General features: G+C 71.6%; 17 protein-coding genes. 12 read left to right on the top strand and 5 right to left on the bottom strand.

All coding sequences use genetic code 11. The annotated features are described in order from the left end of the window. Nucleotides 1-24: 24 nt before the first annotated feature. On the bottom strand, nt 25-630 hold the full coding sequence (locus tag IE178_RS19760) for an adenylosuccinate lyase (protein WP_193513238.1): 606 nt from the start codon (nt 628-630) through the stop codon (nt 25-27). Nucleotides 631-1028: 398 nt separating this feature from the next. Between IE178_RS19760 and IE178_RS19765 the strand changes: the two genes are divergently transcribed. From IE178_RS19765 to pssA, 9 genes are all read left to right on the top strand, one after another. Further along, nucleotides 1029-2834, top strand: a complete 1806-nt coding sequence (locus IE178_RS19765) for a 3-hydroxyacyl-CoA dehydrogenase family protein (protein WP_184762965.1) — start codon at nt 1029-1031, stop codon at nt 2832-2834. Between the two features lie 172 nt (nt 2835-3006). Further along, entirely contained in the window at nt 3007-3819 is an 813-nt protein-coding gene (locus tag IE178_RS19770; RefSeq protein ID WP_184762964.1) for a TetR family transcriptional regulator, read from the top strand. Nucleotides 3820-4209: 390 nt separating this feature from the next. After that, nucleotides 4210-5553 (top strand): crotonyl-CoA carboxylase/reductase, encoded by a 1344-nt coding sequence (ccrA, locus tag IE178_RS19775; protein ID WP_184762963.1) that lies wholly within the window; start codon nt 4210-4212, stop codon nt 5551-5553. Nucleotides 5554-5563: 10 nt separating this feature from the next. After that, the gene (locus IE178_RS19780; protein WP_193513239.1) at nt 5564-7591 is read left to right on the top strand and encodes a protein meaA; all 2028 of its coding nucleotides are present in this window, start codon (nt 5564-5566) and stop codon (nt 7589-7591) included. Continuing rightward, nucleotides 7588-8607: an HpcH/HpaI aldolase/citrate lyase family protein gene (locus IE178_RS19785; RefSeq protein ID WP_318280136.1), complete on the top strand. Its 1020-nt coding sequence runs from the start codon at nt 7588-7590 to the stop codon at nt 8605-8607. The genes IE178_RS19780 and IE178_RS19785 overlap by 4 nt, the downstream gene beginning before the upstream one ends. A 5-nt stretch (nt 8608-8612) precedes the next feature. Then, complete coding sequence (locus IE178_RS19790) at nt 8613-9125, top strand: MaoC family dehydratase (RefSeq protein WP_184762960.1); 513 nt, start codon at nt 8613-8615, stop codon at nt 9123-9125. Between the two features lie 3 nt (nt 9126-9128). Then, nucleotides 9129-10343 (top strand): acyl-CoA dehydrogenase family protein, encoded by a 1215-nt coding sequence (locus tag IE178_RS19795; RefSeq protein WP_184762959.1) that lies wholly within the window; start codon nt 9129-9131, stop codon nt 10341-10343. Nucleotides 10344-10513: 170 nt separating this feature from the next. After that, a complete protein-coding gene (locus IE178_RS19800) occupies nt 10514-11170 on the top strand; it encodes a phosphatidylserine decarboxylase (RefSeq protein ID WP_184762958.1) in 657 nt (218 codons plus the stop codon). A 58-nt stretch (nt 11171-11228) separates the two neighbouring features. Beyond that, nucleotides 11229-12011 carry a CDP-diacylglycerol--serine O-phosphatidyltransferase gene (gene pssA / locus IE178_RS19805; protein ID WP_184763258.1) on the top strand — a complete coding sequence of 261 codons (783 nt, stop codon included), beginning with the start codon at nt 11229-11231 and terminating at the stop codon, nt 12009-12011. 422 nt (nt 12012-12433) lie between these two features. Here the strand turns inward: pssA and IE178_RS19810 are convergent, their stop codons facing one another. After that, nucleotides 12434-13603, bottom strand: coding sequence for a glycerate kinase (locus tag IE178_RS19810; RefSeq protein ID WP_318280137.1), 1170 nt, complete (start codon nt 13601-13603; stop codon nt 12434-12436). A gap of 167 nt (nt 13604-13770) precedes the next feature. Here IE178_RS19810 and IE178_RS19815 point away from each other — a divergent pair, with 167 nt between their 5' ends. The 3 genes from IE178_RS19815 (at nt 13771) to IE178_RS19825 (ending at nt 16395) form a co-directional block, all read left to right on the top strand. Beyond that, nucleotides 13771-14844 (top strand): ADP-ribosylglycohydrolase family protein, encoded by a 1074-nt coding sequence (locus tag IE178_RS19815; protein WP_193513240.1) that lies wholly within the window; start codon nt 13771-13773, stop codon nt 14842-14844. Nucleotides 14845-15107: 263 nt separating this feature from the next. After that, nucleotides 15108-15611, top strand: a complete 504-nt coding sequence (locus tag IE178_RS19820; protein WP_193513241.1) for an NUDIX domain-containing protein — start codon at nt 15108-15110, stop codon at nt 15609-15611. Nucleotides 15612-15669: 58 nt separating this feature from the next. Continuing rightward, entirely contained in the window at nt 15670-16395 is a 726-nt protein-coding gene (locus IE178_RS19825) for an SIR2 family NAD-dependent protein deacylase (RefSeq protein WP_193513242.1), read from the top strand. Here the strand turns inward: IE178_RS19825 and IE178_RS19830 are convergent. From IE178_RS19830 to IE178_RS19840, 3 genes are read right to left on the bottom strand one after another with little or no spacing between them, the layout of a single operon-like run. Beyond that, a complete protein-coding gene (locus IE178_RS19830) occupies nt 16392-16874 on the bottom strand; it encodes a methylated-DNA--[protein]-cysteine S-methyltransferase (protein ID WP_184762954.1) in 483 nt (160 codons plus the stop codon). The two genes, IE178_RS19825 and IE178_RS19830, sit on opposite strands and share 4 nt — an antisense overlap. A 21-nt stretch (nt 16875-16895) precedes the next feature. Continuing rightward, on the bottom strand, nt 16896-18377 hold the full coding sequence (locus IE178_RS19835; RefSeq protein WP_280526853.1) for an AlkA N-terminal domain-containing protein: 1482 nt from the start codon (nt 18375-18377) through the stop codon (nt 16896-16898). 55 nt (nt 18378-18432) lie between these two features. Next, the gene (locus IE178_RS19840) at nt 18433-20385 is read right to left on the bottom strand and encodes a heavy metal translocating P-type ATPase (RefSeq protein ID WP_193513243.1); all 1953 of its coding nucleotides are present in this window, start codon (nt 20383-20385) and stop codon (nt 18433-18435) included. Between the last annotated feature and the right edge of the window lie 20 nt (nt 20386-20405).

Consider the following 20405-nt stretch of genomic DNA (forward strand, 5'->3'; position numbering starts at 1 on the left):
GGCAGGGTCTCTCCGCCGACGGGGCTACCGCTGTCCCGGGATGCTCCGCCGGGAACCCCTCTGCCGGGGAATGCGGGCCAGCGCGTGCACCGCCGCCTCGGCGAGCGCCGGATGGGCGAGGGCCTCGGTCAGGACGGGTTCGGCGCGCGGGTCGCCGAGTTCACCCAGCCCTTCCACACAGGCGAGGGCGACCCGGCGATACGGGTCATGGGGGCGCAGCCGGCGCTGCAACGTGGTGATCAGGGCGGGTACCGCCTCGGGGGCGCGCAGCCGCGTCAGCAGGCGGACCGGGTGCAGGGCGTAGGCGACGCGGAGTTCATTGGTGGCGAGGGCGGCGGCCGCGCGGGCGGTGCGCGGATCGCCGAGACGGGCGAGGGCATGGGCGGCGGAGGCACAGCGCGGTGGGTCACGGTGGTTGAGGAGGAGCACCAGCGCCTCGAAGGCCCGCCGGTCCCCCGCCAGCCCCAGCCGGAAGGCGGCCAGTTCCCGGGCCCACAGCGGTTGCCCGGGTTCGGTGAGGACGGCTGCCAGGGTGTCCGGGTCGTCCGCGGCCAGGAGACGGTCGTACGCCGTCGACCCTCCCGACTCCAGCCGTAAGCGCTCCGTGAGCGATCGCAACTCTTCGTCCATGATGCAGAGACTAGGGCCTGGGGCCGCTCGGGACGTACATCACAAAGCCGGGGGCTGGCGCGCTCGTTACCCGCGAGTTAAGCTCATACGAGCGAGTTACCCACTCGTGACCCTCCTCATGGCGGTCTGGTGACGCGGCCGCCGTGAGTCGCAGTCGGTTCGGTACCCCGTGTACCGCAGTACGGCTCGGCCCCGGGACAGGGCCGGTCGGACCCGCCGTCGTTCAGGGCGTGTGCGCGCCCTCCCGCACCCGGTTTCACCCGGGCGGGGATCCGCCGACGGCACCGGGCGTGTGCGCTCGCAGCCCGGTCGGCACCCGCATCTCGCACGCACCCGGTGCGCCCTTCGGCGCACCGGGGCGTGTTTCCCGTCGTCACCCTCATTCCTGGAGTCCCGCGATGGCCACTCCCCTGTCCGACACCCCTTCGTCCCCGCTCCGGACCGTCGCCGTGGTCGGCCTCGGCACGATGGGCACCGGCATCACCGAGGTCCTGGCCGGAGCCGGCCGCGACGTCGTCGGCATCGACATCAGCGAGGCCCAGGCCGCGAAGTGCGTCGCCGCCCTGGAGTCCTCGACCGCCCGCGCCGTGGAGCGCGGCCGGCTGACCGAGCGGCAGCGCTCCGACCTCCTCGCCCGCGTCACCACCTCCACCGACCTCACCGCCGCGGCCGGTGCCGATCTGGTGATCGAGGTGGCGCCGGAGTCGTACGAGATCAAACAGCAGATCTTCCGTGAACTGGACGGGATCGTGCGGCCGGAGACCATCCTGGCGACCGGAACCAACGCGCTGTCCGTCACCCGTCTCGCGGCCGACTCGGCCCGCCCCGAGCGGGTGCTGGGCCTGCACTTCTTCAATCCGGCACCGGCGATGAAGCTGGTCGAGATCGTCTCCTGCGTACTGACCGCCCCGGCGGCCGTCACCGCGGTCACCCACCTCGCCCTGGACCTGGGCAAGGAGCCCGTCGCGGTCGGCGACCGGCCCGGCTTCGTCGCCGACGGGCTGCTGTTCGGCTACCTCAACCAGGCCGCCGCGATGTACGAGGCCGCCTACGCCTCCCGGGAGGACATCGACGCCGCGATGCGGCTCGGCTGCGGGCTGCCCATGGGTCCGCTGGCGCTGCTCGACCTGATCGGCGTCGACACCGCGCGTACGGTCCTGGAGGCCATGTACGCCGAGTCCGGTGACCGGCTGCACGCCCCGGCGCCGATCCTCAAGCAGCTCAGCGAGGCGGGCCTGACGGGCCGCAAGTCCGGGCGCGGTTTCTACACGTACGAGGCCCCGGGCAGCAAAACGGTCGTGCGGGACGCGCTGACCCCGCTGGAGGGCGGTCCCCTCACCGCCGGACGTCCGGTGCGCTCGGTGGGTGTCGCGGGCTCCGGCACCATGGCCTCCGGTATCGCCGAGGTGTTCGCCAAGGCGGGTTACGAGGTGGTCCTGGCCGCCCGCAGCGAGGAGAAGGCGCAGGCCGCCAGGGCGCGGATCGGGAAGTCCCTCGCGCGCTCGGTCGACAAGGGCCGGACGACCGCCGAGGCCGCCGCCCGGACCCTGGCGCGGGTCCGTCCGACGGGCACCTACGACGACTTCGCCGACGTCGACCTGGCGGTCGAGGCGGTGGCCGAGGACCTGGAGGTCAAGCGGCAGCTGTTCGCCACGCTGGACAAGGTCTGCAAGCCGGGCGCGGTGCTCGCCACCACCACCTCCTCCCTCCCGGTCGTCACCTGCGCCCGCGCCACCTCGCGCCCGCAGGACGTCATCGGCATGCACTTCTTCAACCCGGCCCCGGCCATGAAACTGGTCGAGGTGGTGCGCACGGTGCTGACCGCCGACGACGTCCACGCGACGGTGCGCGAGGTCTGCGGCACGATCCGCAAGCACGCCGTGGACTGCGGCGACCGGGCCGGCTTCATTGTGAACGCGCTGCTGTTCCCGTACCTCAACAACGCGGTCAAGATGGTGCAGGAGCACTACGCCTCCCTCGATGACATCGACGCCGCGATGAGGCTCGGCGGCGGCTACCCGATGGGCCCGTTCGAGCTGCTGGACGTCGTCGGCCTGGATGTGTCGCTCGCCATCGAGAAGGTCCTGCACCGTGAGTTCCGCGACCCGGGGCTCGCTCCGGCACCGCTGCTGGAGCACCTGGTGGCCGCGGGCTGCCTCGGCCGCAAGACCGGCCGAGGCTTCCGCGAATATGCCAAGCGCTGAGCCGCGTCCCGGCGACCGGTTCCCCGGCGGCGCGGAGTGGGGCGGGCTCCTCGACCCCGACCGGTCCCCGCCACCCGCCCACAGCGCCCCCGGCGCCCCTCCCCCGCCCGCCGAGGGCGGGGGAGCCCCCGGTCATGCGCATCGAGCTGTGCACATGCAGTACGTTCAGGGCATGTCCCAGCCCGCCAAGTCCGTACGTACACCCGCCACGGCCGAGCCGCCGGAAAGCGCCGCGGGTACCCGCGCCGCCGCCCAGCGGCTGAAGATGCGCCGGGAACTGGCAGCCGCCGCGATGGAGCTGTTCGCGACCAAGGGGTACGAGGCGACCACCGTCGACGAGATCGCGGCCGCCGCCGGGGTGGCCCGCCGCACCTTCTTCCGCCACTTCCGTTCCAAGGAAGAGGCGATCTTCCCCGACCACGACGACACCCTGGTCCGCGCGGAGGCGGTGCTCAACGCCGCGCCCGCGCACGAGCATCCGCTCGACACGGTGTGCCGTGGCATCAAGGAGGTCATGAAGATGTACGCGGCGCGGCCGGAGATCTCGGTCGCCCGTTACAAGCTGACGCGCGAGGTGCCCACCCTGCGCGAGGCGGAGATCGCGTCGGTGGCCCGCTACGAGCGCCTGTTCACCCGCTATCTGCTCGGCCACTTCGACGAGCACGCGCACGACGACGACGCCAACGACGACCCGCTGCTGGCGGAGGTCGCCGCGTCCGCCGTGGTCACCGCCCACAACCACGTGCTGCGGCGCTGGCTCAGGGCGGGCGGCCAGGGCGACGTCGAGGCCCAGCTCGACCATGCGTTCGCGATCGTCCGCAAGACCTTCGGCAGCGGCATCATGGCGGGCCGGCGCACCGCGTCGCCGCAGCCCGCCGCGGCGACGGTGTCCCCGCACGGCGAGGTGCTGGTGACGGTCGCCCGCACCGACGCCCCGCTGGACGAGGTGATGCGGACCATCGAGCAGGCGCTCAAGGAGCGCTGAGCGGGCCCGCACCTCGCCCCGACGCTGTGATGACGGCCACCCCACCGGGTGGCCGTTTTGCCATGTCAGGGGCCCTTTTCGCACCGCTTTCCCCAGCGATTCGATCGATCATCGCTCATCTGATGCGTAAAGATTTCACCTGAGCCCAAGTTCTGGCACGCAGTGCCTTGCCGTGTGACACGGCGTGCCATACGTTGAAGAGGTCCGGGCGATGTCCCGGCGGGCTCACCGGCCCGTACGTCCGGACGCCTGCGTCACAGGCAACCTCCCGCGCCACAAAGCGCTGCCGAAGCACCACCGCCGAACCGACGGCACCCCCCAACCCTCAGCAGCACACCGACGTACCCCTCAGCGCCCCCGACTCGGGCGCTCATCGCCGGAGGCAACACCGTGACCGTGAAGGACATCCTGGACGCGATCCAGTCGCCCGACTCCACGTCGGAGGACTTCGCCGCTCTGCCACTCCCCGAGTCGTACCGCGCGATCACCGTGCACAAGGACGAGACGGAGATGTTCGCCGGGCTCGCCACGCGCGACAAGGACCCCCGCAAGTCGATCCACCTGGACGACGTGCCCGTGCCCGAACTCGGCCCGGGCGAGGCCCTGGTGGCCGTCATGGCCTCCTCGGTCAACTACAACTCCGTGTGGACCTCGATCTTCGAGCCGCTGTCGACGTTCGGCTTCCTGGAGCGCTACGGCAGGCTCAGCGAGCTCACCAAGCGCCATGACCTGCCGTACCACATCATCGGCTCCGACCTCGCGGGCGTGGTCCTGCGCACCGGCCCCGGCGTCAACGCCTGGCGGCCCGGCGACGAGGTCGTCGCCCACTGCCTGTCCGTCGAGCTGGAGTCCTCCGACGGCCACAACGACACGATGCTGGACCCGGAGCAGCGCATCTGGGGCTTCGAGACCAACTTCGGCGGCCTCGCCGAGATCGCGCTCGTGAAGTCCAACCAGCTCATGCCGAAGCCGGACCACCTCAGCTGGGAGGAGGCCGCCGCGCCGGGCCTGGTCAACTCCACCGCGTACCGGCAGCTGGTCTCCCGCAACGGTGCCGGCATGAAGCAGGGCGACAACGTGCTCATCTGGGGCGCGAGCGGTGGCCTCGGCTCCTACGCCACCCAGTTCGCGCTGGCCGGCGGCGCCACCCCGATCTGTGTCGTCTCCAGCGAGCAGAAGGCGGACATCTGCCGGGCGATGGGCGCCGAGGCGATCATCGACCGCAGCGCCGAGGGCTACAAGTTCTGGAAGGACGAGAACACCCAGGACCCGAAGGAGTGGAAGCGCTTCGGCAAGCGCATCCGCGAACTCACCGGCGGCGAGGACATCGACATCGTCTTCGAGCACCCCGGCCGCGAGACCTTCGGCGCGAGCGTCTACGTCACCCGCAAGGGCGGCACGATCACCACCTGCGCCTCGACCTCGGGCTACATGCACCAGTACGACAACCGCTACCTGTGGATGTCGCTGAAGCGGATCATCGGCTCGCACTTCGCCAACTACCGCGAGGCCTGGGAGGCCAACCGGCTCATCGCGAAGGGCAGGATCCACCCGACGCTCTCGAAGGTGTACTCCCTGGAGGACACCGGCCAGGCCGCCCACGACGTGCACCGCAACGTGCACCAGGGCAAGGTCGGCGTGCTGTGCATGGCGCCCGGGGAAGGCCTGGGCGTGCGCGACCACGAAAAGCGCGCACAGCACCTCGACGCCATCAACCGCTTCCGGAACATCTGAGGGCAGCCGGATGACAGAGCGCCAGAAGGACCGTCCGTGGCTGATGCGGACCTACGCCGGTCACTCCACGGCCGAGGCGTCCAACGAGCTGTACCGGCGCAACCTCGCCAAGGGCCAGACCGGTCTGTCGGTCGCGTTCGACCTGCCGACGCAGACCGGTTACGACCCCGACCACATCCTCGCCCGCGGCGAGGTCGGCCGGGTCGGGGTGCCGGTCTCGCACCTCGGTGACATGCGCCGGCTGTTCCAGGACATCCCCCTGGAGCAGATGAACACCTCGATGACGATCAACGCCACCGCCATGTGGCTGCTGGCGCTCTACCAGGTCGTCGCGGAGGAGCAGGGGGCGGACATCACCCGGCTCCAGGGCACGACCCAGAACGACATCGTCAAGGAGTACCTGTCCCGCGGCACCCATGTCTTCCCGCCGGGCCCGAGCCTGCGCCTGACGACGGACATGATCGCGTACACGGTCTCCCACCTCCCCAAGTGGAACCCGATCAACATCTGCAGCTACCACCTCCAGGAGGCGGGCGCCACGCCGGTGCAGGAGATCGCGTACGCGATGTCCACCGCCATCGCCGTGCTGGACGCGGTGCGGGACTCGGGCCAGGTGCCGCAGGAGCGCATGGGTGATGTGGTCGGCCGGATCTCCTTCTTCGTGAACGCGGGTGTCCGCTTCGTCGAGGAGATGTGCAAGATGCGCGCGTTCGGCCGCATCTGGGACCGCGTCACGCACGAGCGGTACGGCATCGAGAACCCCAAGCACCGCCGCTTCCGCTACGGCGTCCAGGTCAACTCCCTGGGCCTGACCGAGGCGCAGCCGGAGAACAACGTCCAGCGGATCGTGCTGGAGATGCTGGCGGTGACCCTCTCCAAGGACGCACGCGCGCGTGCCGTGCAGCTGCCGGCCTGGAACGAGGCCCTCGGTCTGCCCCGCCCCTGGGACCAGCAGTGGTCGCTGCGCATCCAGCAGGTCCTCGCCTACGAGAGCGACCTGCTGGAGTACGACGACATCTTCGAGGGCTCGAAGGTGATCGAGGCGAAGGTGGAGCAGCTGGTCGCGGACTCGTTCGCGGAGATCGAGCGGATCCAGGAGATGGGCGGCGCGATGGCGGCCGTCGAATCCGGCTACCTCAAGTCCCAGCTGGTCTCCTCGCACGCCGCGCGGCGGGCCCGGATCGAGTCGGGCGAGGAGAGGATCATCGGTGTCAACGCCTTCGAGGGCACCGAGCCGAACCCGTTGACCGCCGACCTGGACACGGCGGTCCAGACGGTGGACCCGGCGGTGGAGGCCCGCGTCATCGCCTCGTTGCGGAACTGGCGCGACACCCGCTACCAGCCGCCGTTCAACCACCCGCGCCCCTGCAAGGCGCTGGAGAAGCTGAAACAGGCCGCGAAGGGCACCGACAACCTGATGGAGGCCACCCTGGAGTGCGCCCGCGCCGGCGTCACGACCGGCGAGTGGGCCGGGGCGCTGCGCGAGGTGTTCGGCGAGTTCCGGGCGCCCACGGGAGTCTCCTCGGCCCCGGTGGCGGTCGCCGCGGAGGAGGGCTCGGCCCTGTCCGAGGTCCGCCGCCGGGTGGAACTGACCGCACGTGACCTCGGCGTGGGCAAGCTGCGCTTCCTGGTCGGCAAGCCCGGCCTGGACGGGCACTCCAACGGCGCCGAGCAGATCGCCGTGCGGGCCCGCGACGCCGGGTTCGAGGTGGTCTACCAGGGCATCCGGCTCACTCCGGAGCAGATCGTGGACGCCGCCCTCGCCGAGGACGTCCACGCGGTGGGCCTGTCCATCCTCTCCGGTTCCCACGCCGAGCTGGTACCGGACGTGCTCGAACGGCTCCGTGTGGCCGGTGCCACAGATATACCGGTGATCGCCGGTGGCATCATCCCGAACGGTGACGCCGAACAGCTGCGGGCCGCCGGAGTGGCCGCGGTCTTCACCCCGAAGGACTTCGACATCACCCACATCATCGGCCGCATCCTCGACGAGATCCGGAACGCGAACCAGCTCGACCCCCTGGAGGTCCCCGCATGACGACCGTCAACCGCCCGCCCGTCTCCCACCACCACCCTCGGACGACGCCCCCGCGGGGCGGCGCCTTCGGACAGCGCCCGCGCCGCTCCTGCCTGGCGGTCCCGGGAAGCAATCCCCGCTTCCTGGAGAAGGCCCAGGGCCTCCCCGCCGACCAGGTCTTCCTCGACCTGGAGGACGCCTGCGCTCCGCTCGCCAAGCCCGAGGCGCGGCACACCATCGTCAAGTTCCTCAACGAGGGCGACTGGACCGGCAAGACGCGGGTCGTGCGGGTGAACGACTGGACGACCGAATGGACGTACCGGGACGTCGTGACGGTCGTCGAGGGCGCCGGCCAGAACCTCGACTGCATCATGCTGCCGAAGGTCCAGGACGCCCAGCAGATCGTCGCGCTCGACCTCCTGCTGACGCAGATCGAGAAGACGATGGGCTTCGAGGTCGGCCGCATCGGCATCGAGGCGCAGATCGAGAACGCGCGGGGCCTGAACAACGTCAACGAGATCGCGCAGGCCTCCCCGCGTGTCGAGACCATCATCTTCGGCCCGGCCGACTTCATGGCGTCCATCAACATGAAGTCGCTGGTCGTGGGCGAGCAGCCGCCCGGCTACCCCGCGGACGCCTACCACTACATCCTGATGAAGATCCTGATGGCCGCCCGCGCCAACGACCTCCAGGCGATCGACGGCCCCTACCTGCAGATCCGCAACGTGGAGGGCTACCGCGAGGTCGCGCAGCGCGCCGCCGCGCTCGGCTTCGACGGCAAGTGGGTGCTGCACCCGGGCCAGGTCGAGGCGTCCAACGAGATCTTCTCGCCCTCGCAGGAGGACTACGACCACGCCGAGCTGATCCTGGACGCGTACGACTACTACACGTCCGAGGCGGGCGGCAGGAAGGGCTCCGCGATGCTCGGCGACGAGATGATCGACGAGGCGAGCCGCAAGATGGCCCTGGTCATCTCCGGCAAGGGACGCGCCGCCGGCATGCGGCGCACCAGCACGTTCGAGATCCCGGAGGCGTGACGGCCATGCAGTTCGGACGGACCTACGAGGAGTTCGAGGTCGGGGCGACGTACAAGCACTGGCCGGGCAAGACGGTCACCGAGTACGACGACCACCTGTTCTGTCTCCTCACCATGAACCACCACCCGCTCCACATGGACTCCCACTATGCGGAGGGGACCACGGACTTCGGCAGGAACGTGGTGGTCGGGAACTACATCTACTCCCTCCTGCTCGGCATGTCCGTCCCGGACATCTCCGGCAAGGCGATCGCCAACCTGGAGATCGAGTCGCTGAAGCACGTGGCGCCGACCTTCCACGGCGACACCCTCTACGGCGAGACGACCGTGCTCGACAAGTGGCCGTCGAAGTCGAAGGACGACCGCGGCATCGTGCACGTCGAGACCAAGGGCTACAAGCAGGACGGCACCGTGGTCTGTGTGTTCCGCCGCAAGGTGATGGTGCCGACCGAGACGTACATCAAGGAGCGCGGCGGCGAGCAGCCGGGCCGCCCGGAACCGAAGCAGCAGGAGAAGTAGGCCATGGCCCGTCTCGCCCAGACCGCCGGTCTGACCGACGTCCAGCAGGAGATCCTGTCCACCGTGCGGGACTTCGTGGACAAGGAGATCATCCCGGTCGCGACCGGGCTGGAGCACCGCGACGAGTACCCGCAGCAGATCGTGGACGGCCTGAAGGAACTCGGCCTGTTCGGTCTGATGATCCCCGAGGAGTACGGCGGTCTGGGCGAGTCCCTTCTGACGTACGCCCTCTGCGTCGAGGAGATCGCCCGCGGCTGGATGTCGGTGTCCGGCATCATCAACACGCACTTCATCGTGGCGTACATGCTCAAGCAGCACGGCACGCAGGAGCAGAAGGACCACTTCCTGCCGAGGATGGCGGCCGGCGACATCCGCGGCGCCTTCTCGATGTCGGAGCCGGGTCTGGGCTCCGATGTGTCCGCCATCACGTCGAAGGCGGTGAAGGACGGTGAGGACTACGTCCTGAACGGCCAGAAGATGTGGCTCACGAACGGCGGCACGTCGTCGCTGGTGGCCGTCCTGGTCCGAAGTGACGAGGGTCACTCCCCCGCGGAGACAGCCGCCGCGCCCCACAAGTCGATGACCACCTTCCTGGTGGAGAAGGAACCCGGCTTCGGCGAGGTGCGCCCCGGTCTCACCATCCCGGGGAAGATCGACAAGATGGGCTACAAGGGCGTCGACACGACCGAGCTCATCATGGACGACCTGCGCGTTCCGGCCGATCGGGTGCTCGGCGGGGCCACCGGCCGGGGTTTTTACCAAATGATGGACGGCGTCGAGGTCGGCCGCGTCAACGTGGCGGCACGTGGCTGCGGCGTCGCTCGGCGCGCCTTCGAGCTGGGCGTCCGGTACGCCCAGCAGCGGCACACGTTCGGCAAGCCGATCGCCCAGCACCAGGCCATCCAGTTCAAGCTGGCGGAGATGGCTACCAAGGTGGAGGCCGCGCATGCGATGATGGTGAACGCCGCACGCAAAAAGGACTCGGGGGAACGAAACGACCTTGAAGCAGGGATGGCGAAGTACCTCGCCTCCGAATACTGCAAAGAGGTCGTGGAGGACGCCTTCCGGATCCACGGCGGCTACGGCTTCTCCAAGGAGTACGAGATCGAACGCCTCTACCGTGAGGCACCGATGTTGCTGATCGGTGAAGGCACCGCCGAAATCCAGAAAATGATCATCGGCAGGCGACTGCTCGAAGAGTATCGATTCCAGGGCTGAATGTCCGGATACGGGGTGTTTTCTTGGAGAAGAGGATCACACCCCGTATGCACTCTTCGGCCGTCGACTCGGCTGCCTGGCTTACCCAGTTGTCGCCCGGAGCCGCTACGATCGCCGGAAAGCCGCCGTCCCCCGCAAGTGCGCGGCATCATCCGCTACGAAGGTCATCCATGCCCCACAGCCAAACCTCTGCACACCGCGACAGCCTCGCCGGCGTACGCCTCGCGCGCGGAGCATCGCCGTGGCTTCTGCCGACCGTCGCCACCGCGGCCGTCAGCCTGCTCCGCGCCCGCCGTTCGGGTGCCGCCAAGGCCGTCGCCGTCCCCGCCACCGCCCTGGCGGCGGGGATGCTGTGGTTCTTCCGCGACCCCGAGCGCGAGATCACCCAGGGCCGGGTCATCTCGCCCGCCGACGGTGTGGTGCAGAGCATCATGCCGTGGAAGGACGGCCGCACCCGCGTCGCGATCTTCATGAGCCCGCTCAACGTCCACGTCAACCGGGCGCCGCTGGCCGGCACCGTGACGTCGGTCGAGCACGTCCCCGGTGGCTTCGTTCCCGCCTTCAACAAGGAGAGCGAGAACAACGAGCGCGTGGTGTGGCACTTCGACACCGAGCTCGGCGACATCGAGATGATCCAGATCGCCGGCGCGGTCGCCCGCCGCATCGTCCCCTACGTGCCCCAGGGCACCAAGGTCGAGCAGGGTGAGCGCGTCGGTCTGATCCGGTTCGGCTCGCGCGTCGACCTCTACCTGCCCGAGGGCGTGGAGGTCGCGGTCGAGGTGGGTCAGAAGACCGTGGCTGGGGTGACTCGCATTGACCGTGGTTGATCCGGAGACACAGACCGGCTGGGTACCGGAGGCCGACGAGGCGGACGACGAGGAGGAGATGCCCCTCTCGCTCCGGCTGTCGATAGCGGACACCCTCACCCTGGGCAACGCCACCTGTGGCTTCATGGCGGTGTACTTCACCACCACCGGCATCCTGATCCCGCACCTGCAGGGCAGCCAGGAAACCGGCATGGCCCGCCACAGCGCGGCCACGGCGGTCATCCTGATGCTGTGCGCGGCGGTCTTCGACCTGTTCGACGGCCTGGTGGCGCGCAAGCTGCGCTCCTCCCCCATGGGTGCCGAGCTGGACAACCTCTCGGACCTGATCAGCTTCGGCCTGGCACCGGCGTACTTCGTCCTCGTCTACGGCATGGTCGCGGACGACGCGCACCAGAGAGTGGCCGCGGTCGGGGCGATCGTGGTGCTGCTGGCGGTCGTGCTGAGGCTGGCGAGATTCTCCTGCGTCACGGTGAAGGACGGCACCTTCCAGGGCATGCCGTCGCCGTTCGGCGCGCTGACCGTCGTCTCGATCGTGCTGCTGGAGCTGCCGTTCGTGGCGACGCTGCTGGCGATCCTGGGGACGGCCTGGCTGATGGTGAGCCGGGTGGAGTACCCGAAGCCGCGGGGGCGTCTCGCGGTGGCGATGCTCTCGTGGATCGTGCTGTCGATGGGGCTTCTGGCGGCATGGGCCTTCGACGCGCCGAGCGGTCAGCTGTTGCTGCAGACGGGGTGCGCCTTGCAGCTGGTCATGGGTGCGGTGATCCCGCTGTTCGCCACGGCGCGGCGGGTGAACAACTTCCGTGACAATCGCCGTGAGGCGCGGGCGGCACAGTTGCCGTGACGCGGCGGATGGTGTGCGGCCCCGGACCCGGGTTGGGTCCGGGGCCGCTTGTCTGTCCGGGCACCCGGCCGTGACGGAGCACGCACGTCAGAGGATCTGCTCGTCCTCCTCGGGGGCCTTGCGGTTCCGGTTGGCCATCTCCTCCCAGAAGGCGTCCAGCTCCCTCACCGGGATGCTCACCCATGGCGCGGTGCGCCGGGTGACAGCTAGGTACGTGCCAGCGTGAGCGGCTGTGCGGGAGCGCCTGCTGCCGGCGGCAGAACAGCTCCCCTCCGGGCGCCGGGTCCGGGCCCCGCTCGATCGGCCTGTGTGCGCCGCCCTGACGACGGTTCTCGGGCCCGGAACGGTACGAGTGGTGAGGCCCCGTCAGGGCCGCTGGAACGCCGCCGGACAACCGGCCGGCAGCACGGACCCCGCCCGGCTCAGCTCAGGAAGTCCCGGGCGATGCGCTCCGCCGTGCGCTCGAGGATCGGCCCCGCATCCGCGATGCACGTCGCCACGTCCGGCTCCAGATCGGTCAGCGCGTACGCCCACCGGATCCCCGCCCGTCCCAGCACCTCCGGCGGCAACGCGAGGCGCCCGCACACCGCGACGACCTCCTTGTCCGCCGCACGCGCCGCCGCCGCGACACCCGCCGGCGCCTTCCCGTGCAGCGTCTGCTCGTCCAGGGACCCCTCACCGGTGATCACCAGATCCGCCCGCTCCAGCGCCGCCGCGAAGCCCAGCACGTCCAGCATGACCTCGATGCCGGGCCGGAACACGGCCCCGAGCAGCAGCGCCCCGTACCCGATGCCGCCCGCCGCGCCCGCCCCCGGAGAGGCGGCGTACTCGGCGGCCTCCGGCCCGACCACGCCCTCCAGCACCTTCGCGAAGTGCGCGAGCGCCGCGTCCAGCCGTTCCACGTCCTCCGGCGAGGCACCCTTCTGCGGGCCGTAGACCGCCGGCGCGCCCTTCGGGCCGGTCAGCGGGTTGTCGACATCGCTGGCGAGCACGAACTCGACCGAGCGCAGACGCGGGTCGAGAGCGGACAGGTCGGCGGAGGCCAGCTCGGCGAGCCCGCCGCCGCCCGGCGCCGGCGGCTCACCGTCGGCCTTCAGGAACCGAGCGCCCAGCGCCGACAGCATTCCGGCCCCGCCGTCCGTGGTGGCGCTGCCGCCCACCCCGAACACGATGGTGCGCGCCCCCGCGTCCAGCGCGGCCCGCAGCAGCTCACCGGAGCCGTACGTCGATGCCGTCAGCGGTGCGAAGACCCCGTCCGGCAGCCGCTGCAACCCGCTGGCCTCCGCCATCTCCACGACGGCGGTGTCACCGCGCAGCGCGTACGCCGCGGTCACGTCGTCCCCGAGGGGGCCGGTGACCCGTACCTCCCGCCGTTCGAACCCGGCCGCGACCGCCGCGGCCACGGTGCCGTCGCCGCCGTCGGCCACCGGCAGTGCCTCGACGACCAGGTCCGGTACGACCCGGCGCAGCCCGGCCGTCACCCGCTCGGCGACCTCGACGGCCGTCAGCGACCCCTTGAACTTGTCCGCGGCGACGAGCACCCGCTGTGCCGACCGCGTCGTACGAGTGCCGCTCACTGCAGCGTCCGCCACTTGCGTTCCCCTTGTTCTCCGGGCCCTGCGCGCACGTCAAGGCCAGTCGCGCCGCTGTGACCTTAACCGGCGGGCGCCGTCGCCGTCATGCCCCGCCCAGCCCGTGGAACGGCGTGCGGCCGGGCGGCGGTGGCGCGGAGCCGTGCGGAATCGGGTAGACCGGAGCCATGACCGCTGTGGGCACGGAGTCAGAACTGGCCGACCGCATCCTCGGAGGCTGGCTGGGCCGGATCGCGGGCAACATGCTCGGCAAGCCGGTGGAGCAGGGCGAGGTGTGGACACGTGAACGCATCGACGGCTATTTGCGGCGGGCGGACGCCCTCCCCCTCACCGACTACCTGCCCGAGCCGCCGAGCGAGAGCGACAGTCTCGACCTGCGCCCGGAGTGGCGGGTCTGCGTCCGCGGCCGCATCCACGGCAGCTGCCGTGACGACGACGTCGACTACGCCGTCCTCGGCCTCGACCTGCTGGAGACGTACGGCTTCGCCTTCAGCACCGAGCAGGTGGGCGACCTGTGGCTGCTGCGGCTGCCGTACCTGCAGACCTTCACGGCGGAACGGGCGGCCTACCGGAACCTCGCGAACGGCCTCCGACCGCCGCTCACCGCCACCTACGACAACCCGTACCAGGAGTGGATCGGCGCCCTCATCCGCGCCGACATCCACGGCTGGACCTGCCCCGGCGCCCCGCGCCGTGCCGCCTCGCTGGCCCGCAGGGACGCGGTGCTGTCGCACACGGGGAACGGTGTGTACGGCGCGATGTGGGCGGCGGCACTGATCTCGGCGGCGTTCACGGCGCCCACGGTGCGGCACGCGCTGGACGAGGCGCTGACGGTGATCCCGGCGAGCAGCCGCCTCGCGCGCACCGTGCGCCGGGTGACCTCCCTGTACGACACCGGCCTGGCCTGGGAGGACACGCTCACGACGCTCGCCGGGGAGACGGCGGGCCTCGGCTGGATCCACACCGTCCCGAACGCGGCCGTACTCACCGCCGGTCTGCTCCACGGCGACGACGACTTCACCCGCACCATCGCCCTGACCGTGCGCGGCGGCCTGGACACGGACTCCAACGGCGCGACGGCGGGCTCGGTGGCGGGCGTCCTGTGCGGTGCCTCGGCCATCCCCGGCCAGTGGAAGGAGCCCCTCCAGGACACGGTGCGCAGCGCCGTCTTCGGCTTCGACGGAGTACGGATCAGCGATCTGGCGCAACGCACCCTGCGGCTGGCGCTGGCCGGGGCTTGAGGCCCTGGGACGGACGTCGTGGGCCGGATGGTGCAGGGCGGCCGAGGCTCCGGCCCGAGGCGGCGGTGGCCGCCGCCGGGGCCATCGGCTCGTACGGCCTCGGGATGCGGGTGGTGCCGCCGGCGGCTGACGGGCCCCGGTGGCCCGTGCACCGGGCGTGCGCGCCGCCCGGTGTCGATCACGGGACGGCGTGTGCTGCCGTGCGCCCGGGCGGGCGGTCGCCGGTACCCGCACCCGCCCCGCACCGCCGTTACCCTTCCCGCATGACCACCACTCAGGACACCCAGGACTACGCCGCCTACATCGCCTCCCTTCCCCGTGTCCTCGCCGGAGCCGCCGTTCTCTTCCGGGACGCGGCGGGTCGGGTGCTGATCGTCGAGCCGAACTACCGGGAGGGGTGGGCGCTGCCCGGCGGCACGATCGAGTCGGACGACGGGGAGAGCCCGCGTGAGGGGGCGCGCCGGGAGACGGCCGAGGAGATCGGACTGGACCGGGCGCCGGGCCGGCTGCTGGCGGTGGACTGGGTGAGGGGAAGCACGCGCCCGCCCGTGGTGGCGTATCTGTACGACGGTGGCGTGCTCGGTGAGGACGACCTCGGGGCGATCCGGCTGCAGGAGTCGGAGCTGCTGTCCTGGCGGCTCGTGCCGCGCGAGGAGCTCGGCGCGTACCTGCACGGTTCCCTGGGCCGCCGGGTACGGGCCGCGCTGGACGTGCTCGCCGACGGTTCGGGCACCGCGGAGCTGGAGGACGGGCACCGGGTGCACTGAACCGGCGCCGGGGATTATCCGCTCGCCGCGCCGCCGCCCGGCGCCCTACCCTCGGCTCATGAGCAAGCCCCTCGTCGCCCTCCTCAGCGGCGCCGGTGTCAGCACGGACTCCGGCATCCCGGACTACCGCGGGCCGAACGGACTGTGGCGGCGCGATCCCGAGGCGGAGAAACTCGTGACGTACGAGTACTACATGGGCGACCCGGAGATCCGCCGACGCTCCTGGCAGATGCGGCGCGAGAACTTCGCGCTCGCCGTCGAGCCGAACGCCGCGCATCGCGCCGTGACCGAGCTGGAGCGGTCCGGGGTGCCGGTGCGGGTGATCACGCAGAACGTGGACGGGCTGCACCAGCTCGCCGGAATGCCGGACCGCAAGGTGCTCGAACTCCACGGCACGGTCCGGCGGGTGGTGTGCACCAGGTGCCACGCGCGCGGTCCGATGGAAGACGCCCTCGCCCGGGTCGAGGCCGGTGAGGCGGATCCGCCGTGCCTGGACTGCGGCGGCGTCCTCAAGTCGGCGACGGTGATGTTCGGCGAGCGGCTCGACCCGGTGGTGCTCGGCGAGGCGCTGGCGATCAGCAAGGCCTGCACCGTCTTCGTCGCCGTCGGCACCAGCCTCCAGGTCCAGCCCGCCGCCGGGCTCGCGGGCGTGGCCGCCGACCACGGCGCCCGTCTGATCATCGTCAACGCGGAGCCGACCCCGTACGACGACCTCGCCGACGAGGTCGTCCGCGAACCGATCGGCACCTCGCTGCCCGGGCTGCTGCATCGGATCGCCGCTTAGAACAGGGCGGTTCCGCGTTCGAAGTCCAGCAGGCGCTGCTTGCGCTCCAGGCCGCCGCCGTACCCGGTGAGGCCGCCGCCCGCGCCGATGACGCGGTGGCAGGGGACGATGATGCCGATCGGGTTGCGGCCGTTGGCGAGGCCCACCGCGCGCGAGGCCCGGGAGTTGCCGAGGGCGTCGGCGAGTTGGCCGTAGGTGCGGGTCTCGCCGTACGGGATGCGGGTCAGCTCGTCCCAGACGCGGCGCTGGAACGGGGTGCCGTGCAGGCGCAGTGCGAGGGTGAACTCCTTCAGCTCGCCCGCGAAGTACGCGGCCAGCTGTTCCTGCGTCTCGGCGAAGGGGGTGTCGTCGGGGCCGCCGAAGGTCTCCTCGGGTGGACGGTGACGCTGGTCGGTCATGTAGAGGCCGCACAGGACGCCGTCGTCGGCGACGAGCGTCAGCGGGCCGTAGGGGCTGTCGATCACGGTGTGCTGCTTCATCGGCTGTGCGTCCCTGGTCTCTCACACCGGCAGGAAGTTGATCGGGTGGCTGTCGGTCGCCCACAGGTATTGCACCGCGTACGCCCGCCAGGGCCGCCAGGTCGCCGCGCGGGCGGTGAGCGCGGCCGGCGTGGAGGGCAGGCCGAGCTCCCGGGCGGCTCGGCGGATGCCGAGGTCGGTGGGGAGGAACGCGTCCGGGTCGCCCAGGGCGCGCATGGCGATGACGTCGACCGTCCAGGGACCGAAGCCGGGAAGGGCGAGGAGTCGCGCGCGGGCCTCGGGCCAGTCGCTCTCGACGCCCAGGTGGAGGTCGCCGTCGGCCAGTCGGCGGACGAGGCCGGTGAAGGTGGCCCGGCGGGTGCGGGGCATGGCCAGGGTTTCCGGGTCGAGGGCGGCCAGTGCCTCGGGGGACGGGAAGAGGTGGGTGAGGCCGCCCTCGGGGTCGTCCACCGGTGTGCCGTGCGCGGTGACCAGGCGGGCCGCGTGGGTGCGGGCGGCGGCCGTGGAGACCTGCTGGCCGAGGACGGCCCGTACGGCGAACTCCGCCTCGTCGACCGTGCGCGGCACCCGGCGGCCGGGGGCCTTGTCGACCAGGGGCGCGAGGACCGGGTCCGCGCGCAGCTGGTCGTCGACGGCGACCGGGTCGGCGTCCAGGTCGAGCAGACGGCGGCAGCGGCTGATGGCGACGGTGAGGTCGCGCGGGTCGCCGAGGGTGAGACGGCAGGCGATGTGGTCCGGGCGGGGGGTCAGCGCCACGATGCCGTGCCCGTACGGCAGCCGCAGCGTGCGCCGGTACGCTCCGTCCCGCCACTCCTCCACCCCGGGTACGGCGGTGGCGGCGAGGTGGCCGAAGAGGTTGTCGGGGTTGAGCGGCGCGCGGAACGGCAGCCGCAGGGACAGCACGCCGGGGGTGCCGCGGGAGGCGTTCCCCGGGGCCCGGGTGCGCAGCTCGCCGGGGGCGAGCGCGAAGACCTCGCGCACGGTCTCGTTGAAGGTGCGGATGGAGGAGAAGCCGGCCGCGAAGGCGATCTCGGCCATCGGCAGCTCCGTGGTCTCGATGAGCAGCCGTGCGGTCTGGGCGCGCTGGGCGCGGGCGAGCGCGAGGGGGCCCGCGCCCAGCTCGGCGAGCAGCTGGCGTTCGATCTGCCGGGTGCTGTAGCCGAGCCGGGTGGCGAGCCCGGGTACGCCCTCGCGGTCCACGACGCCGTCGGCGATCAGCCGCATGGCGCGGGCCACGAGGTCGGCTCGCCGGTTCCACTCCGGTGAGCCGGGGCTGGTGTCGGGCCGGCAGCGCTTGCAGGCCCGGAACCCGGCCTGCTGGCAGGCCGCCGCGCTCGGGTGGAAGACCATGTTCTGCGGTTTCGGCGGCACCACCGGGCAGCTGGGCCGGCAGTAGATGCCGGTGGTCAGGACGGCGGTGAAGAACCAGCCGTCGAACCGCGCGTCCTTCGACCGCACGGCGCGCACGCAGCGCTCGGTGTCGGTGTGCATCCCCTTCTGCATGGCTCAAGCATCGGGCACCGGGGGCGCCGGGTCCGGCGGGAATCCGACATCAACCTCATGTGTCCTGGGCCTGCCCGGATCGCCACGCCGACTCCCGCAGCAGCCGCAGTCCGTTCAGACCGACCAGCACGGTCGATCCCTCGTGTCCGGCGACGCCGAGCGGGAGCGGGAGGTGGCCGATGAGGTCCCACAGGACCAGGCCGGTGATGGCCACGCCCGCGATGACGAGGTTCTGCGCCACGAGTCGGCGGGCGGTGCGGGACAGCCGTACGACCGCGGGGACGGCCGCGAGCTCGTCGCGCACCACGACCGCGTCCGCCGTCTCCAGGGCCAGGTCGGAGCCCGCGCGGCCCATGGCGATGCCGGCGTGGGCGGCGGCGAGGGCGGGTGCGTCGTTGACGCCGTCGCCGACGAACAGCACCTTGCGGCCGGCCTCGTGGAGGTCGCGTACGGCGTGCACCTTGTCCTCGGGCAGGAGGCCGGCGCGGATGTCCGTGAGGCCGGTCGCGGTGGCCACGCGGGCGGCGGCGCGGGCGTTGTCGCCGGTGAGGAGGACGGGTGCGGTGCCGGTGAGGGCGGTGAGGGCGGCGGTGGCGGCCGGGGCGTCGGGGCGGAGGCGGTCGGTCAGGGCGAGGGTGCCCACGGGGCTGCCGTCGCGGGTGACACGGATGACGGTCTCGCCGTCGGTCGCGTCCGTCTCCTCCGCGCGGCCGACGCTCACCACGTGTCCGTCCACGGTGGCGTTGACGCCGCGGCCGGGCAGGGCGGTGAAGCCGGTGGCCGGGGCGAGCGGCAGGTCACGGGCGTGTGCCGCGGCCACCACGGCGCGGGCCAGCGGGTGCTCGCTGGGGTGTTCGGCCGAGGCGGCCAGGGCGAGCAGGGCGTCCTCGCCGAGGCCGGATCCGGGCAGCGGGCGTACGGCGGTCACCTCGGGGGTGCCTTCGGTGAGGGTGCCGGTCTTGTCGAGGGCCGCCGCGTCGATCTCGCCGAGGCGTTCCATGGCGACGGCCGACTTGACGAGGACGCCGTGCCGGCCGGCGTTGGCGATGGCGGACAGCAGGGGAGGCATCGTGGCGAGGACGATCGCGCACGGCGACGCGACGATCATGAAGGTCATCGCCCGCAGCAGGGCGTCGGTGAGGTTCTCGCCGAAGGCGAGCGGGATGCCGAACACGGCGAGGGTGGCGACCACCACGCCGACCGCGTACCGCTGTTCGATCTTCTCGATGAAGAGCTGGGTCGGCGCCTTGGTGCGGGACGCCTCCTCGACCAGGGCCACGATGCGGGCGATCACCGAGTCGGCCGGGTCGCGCTCGACCTGGACGCGCAGGGCACCGGTGCCGTTGAGGGTGCCGGCGAAGACGTCGTCGCCGGGGCGCTTGACCACCGGCAGCGACTCGCCGGTGATGGTGGCCTGGTCCGCCTCGCTGACGCCGTCCAGGACCGTGCCGTCGGCGCCGACGCGCTCCCCCGGCCGGACCAGCAGGACGTCGCCGACGGCGAGTTCGGCGGTGGGCACGGTCTCCTCGCCGCCGTCGGCCAGCCGCGTCGCGGTGGTGGGCGCGAGGTCGAGCAGGCCGCGTACGGAGTCGGCGGTGCGGGCGGTGGCCAGGGCCTCCAGCGCGCCCGAGGTCGCGAAGATGACGATCAGCAGGGCGCCGTCGAGCACCTGTCCGATCGCGGCGGCGCCCAGCGCGGCGACGATCATCAGCAGGTCGACGTCGAGGGTCCTCCCGCGCAGGGCGCGCAGTCCTTCGAGGGCCGGTTCCCAGCCGCCGGACGCATAGGCGACGGCGTACAGGACCGCGCCGATCCAGGGCGGTGCGCCGCCGAGGTCCGCGGCGAGCCCGGCCAGGAAGGCCACGAGCGCGGTGAGGGCCCACCGCGCTTCGGGCAGGGCGAGCACACGGGTGCGGCGTCGCGTCGCGGGGATGCCGGTGGACGGCGGGGACGAGGGAGCGAGAGTCACGGACACGCGGACACCATACAGGAACACATGAAGAGTCATTCATGCGTTCATATGCGATG

The organism is Streptomyces griseoloalbus, from assembly GCA_014650015.1.
GTDB lineage: Bacteria > Actinomycetota > Actinomycetes > Streptomycetales > Streptomycetaceae > Streptomyces > Streptomyces griseoloalbus.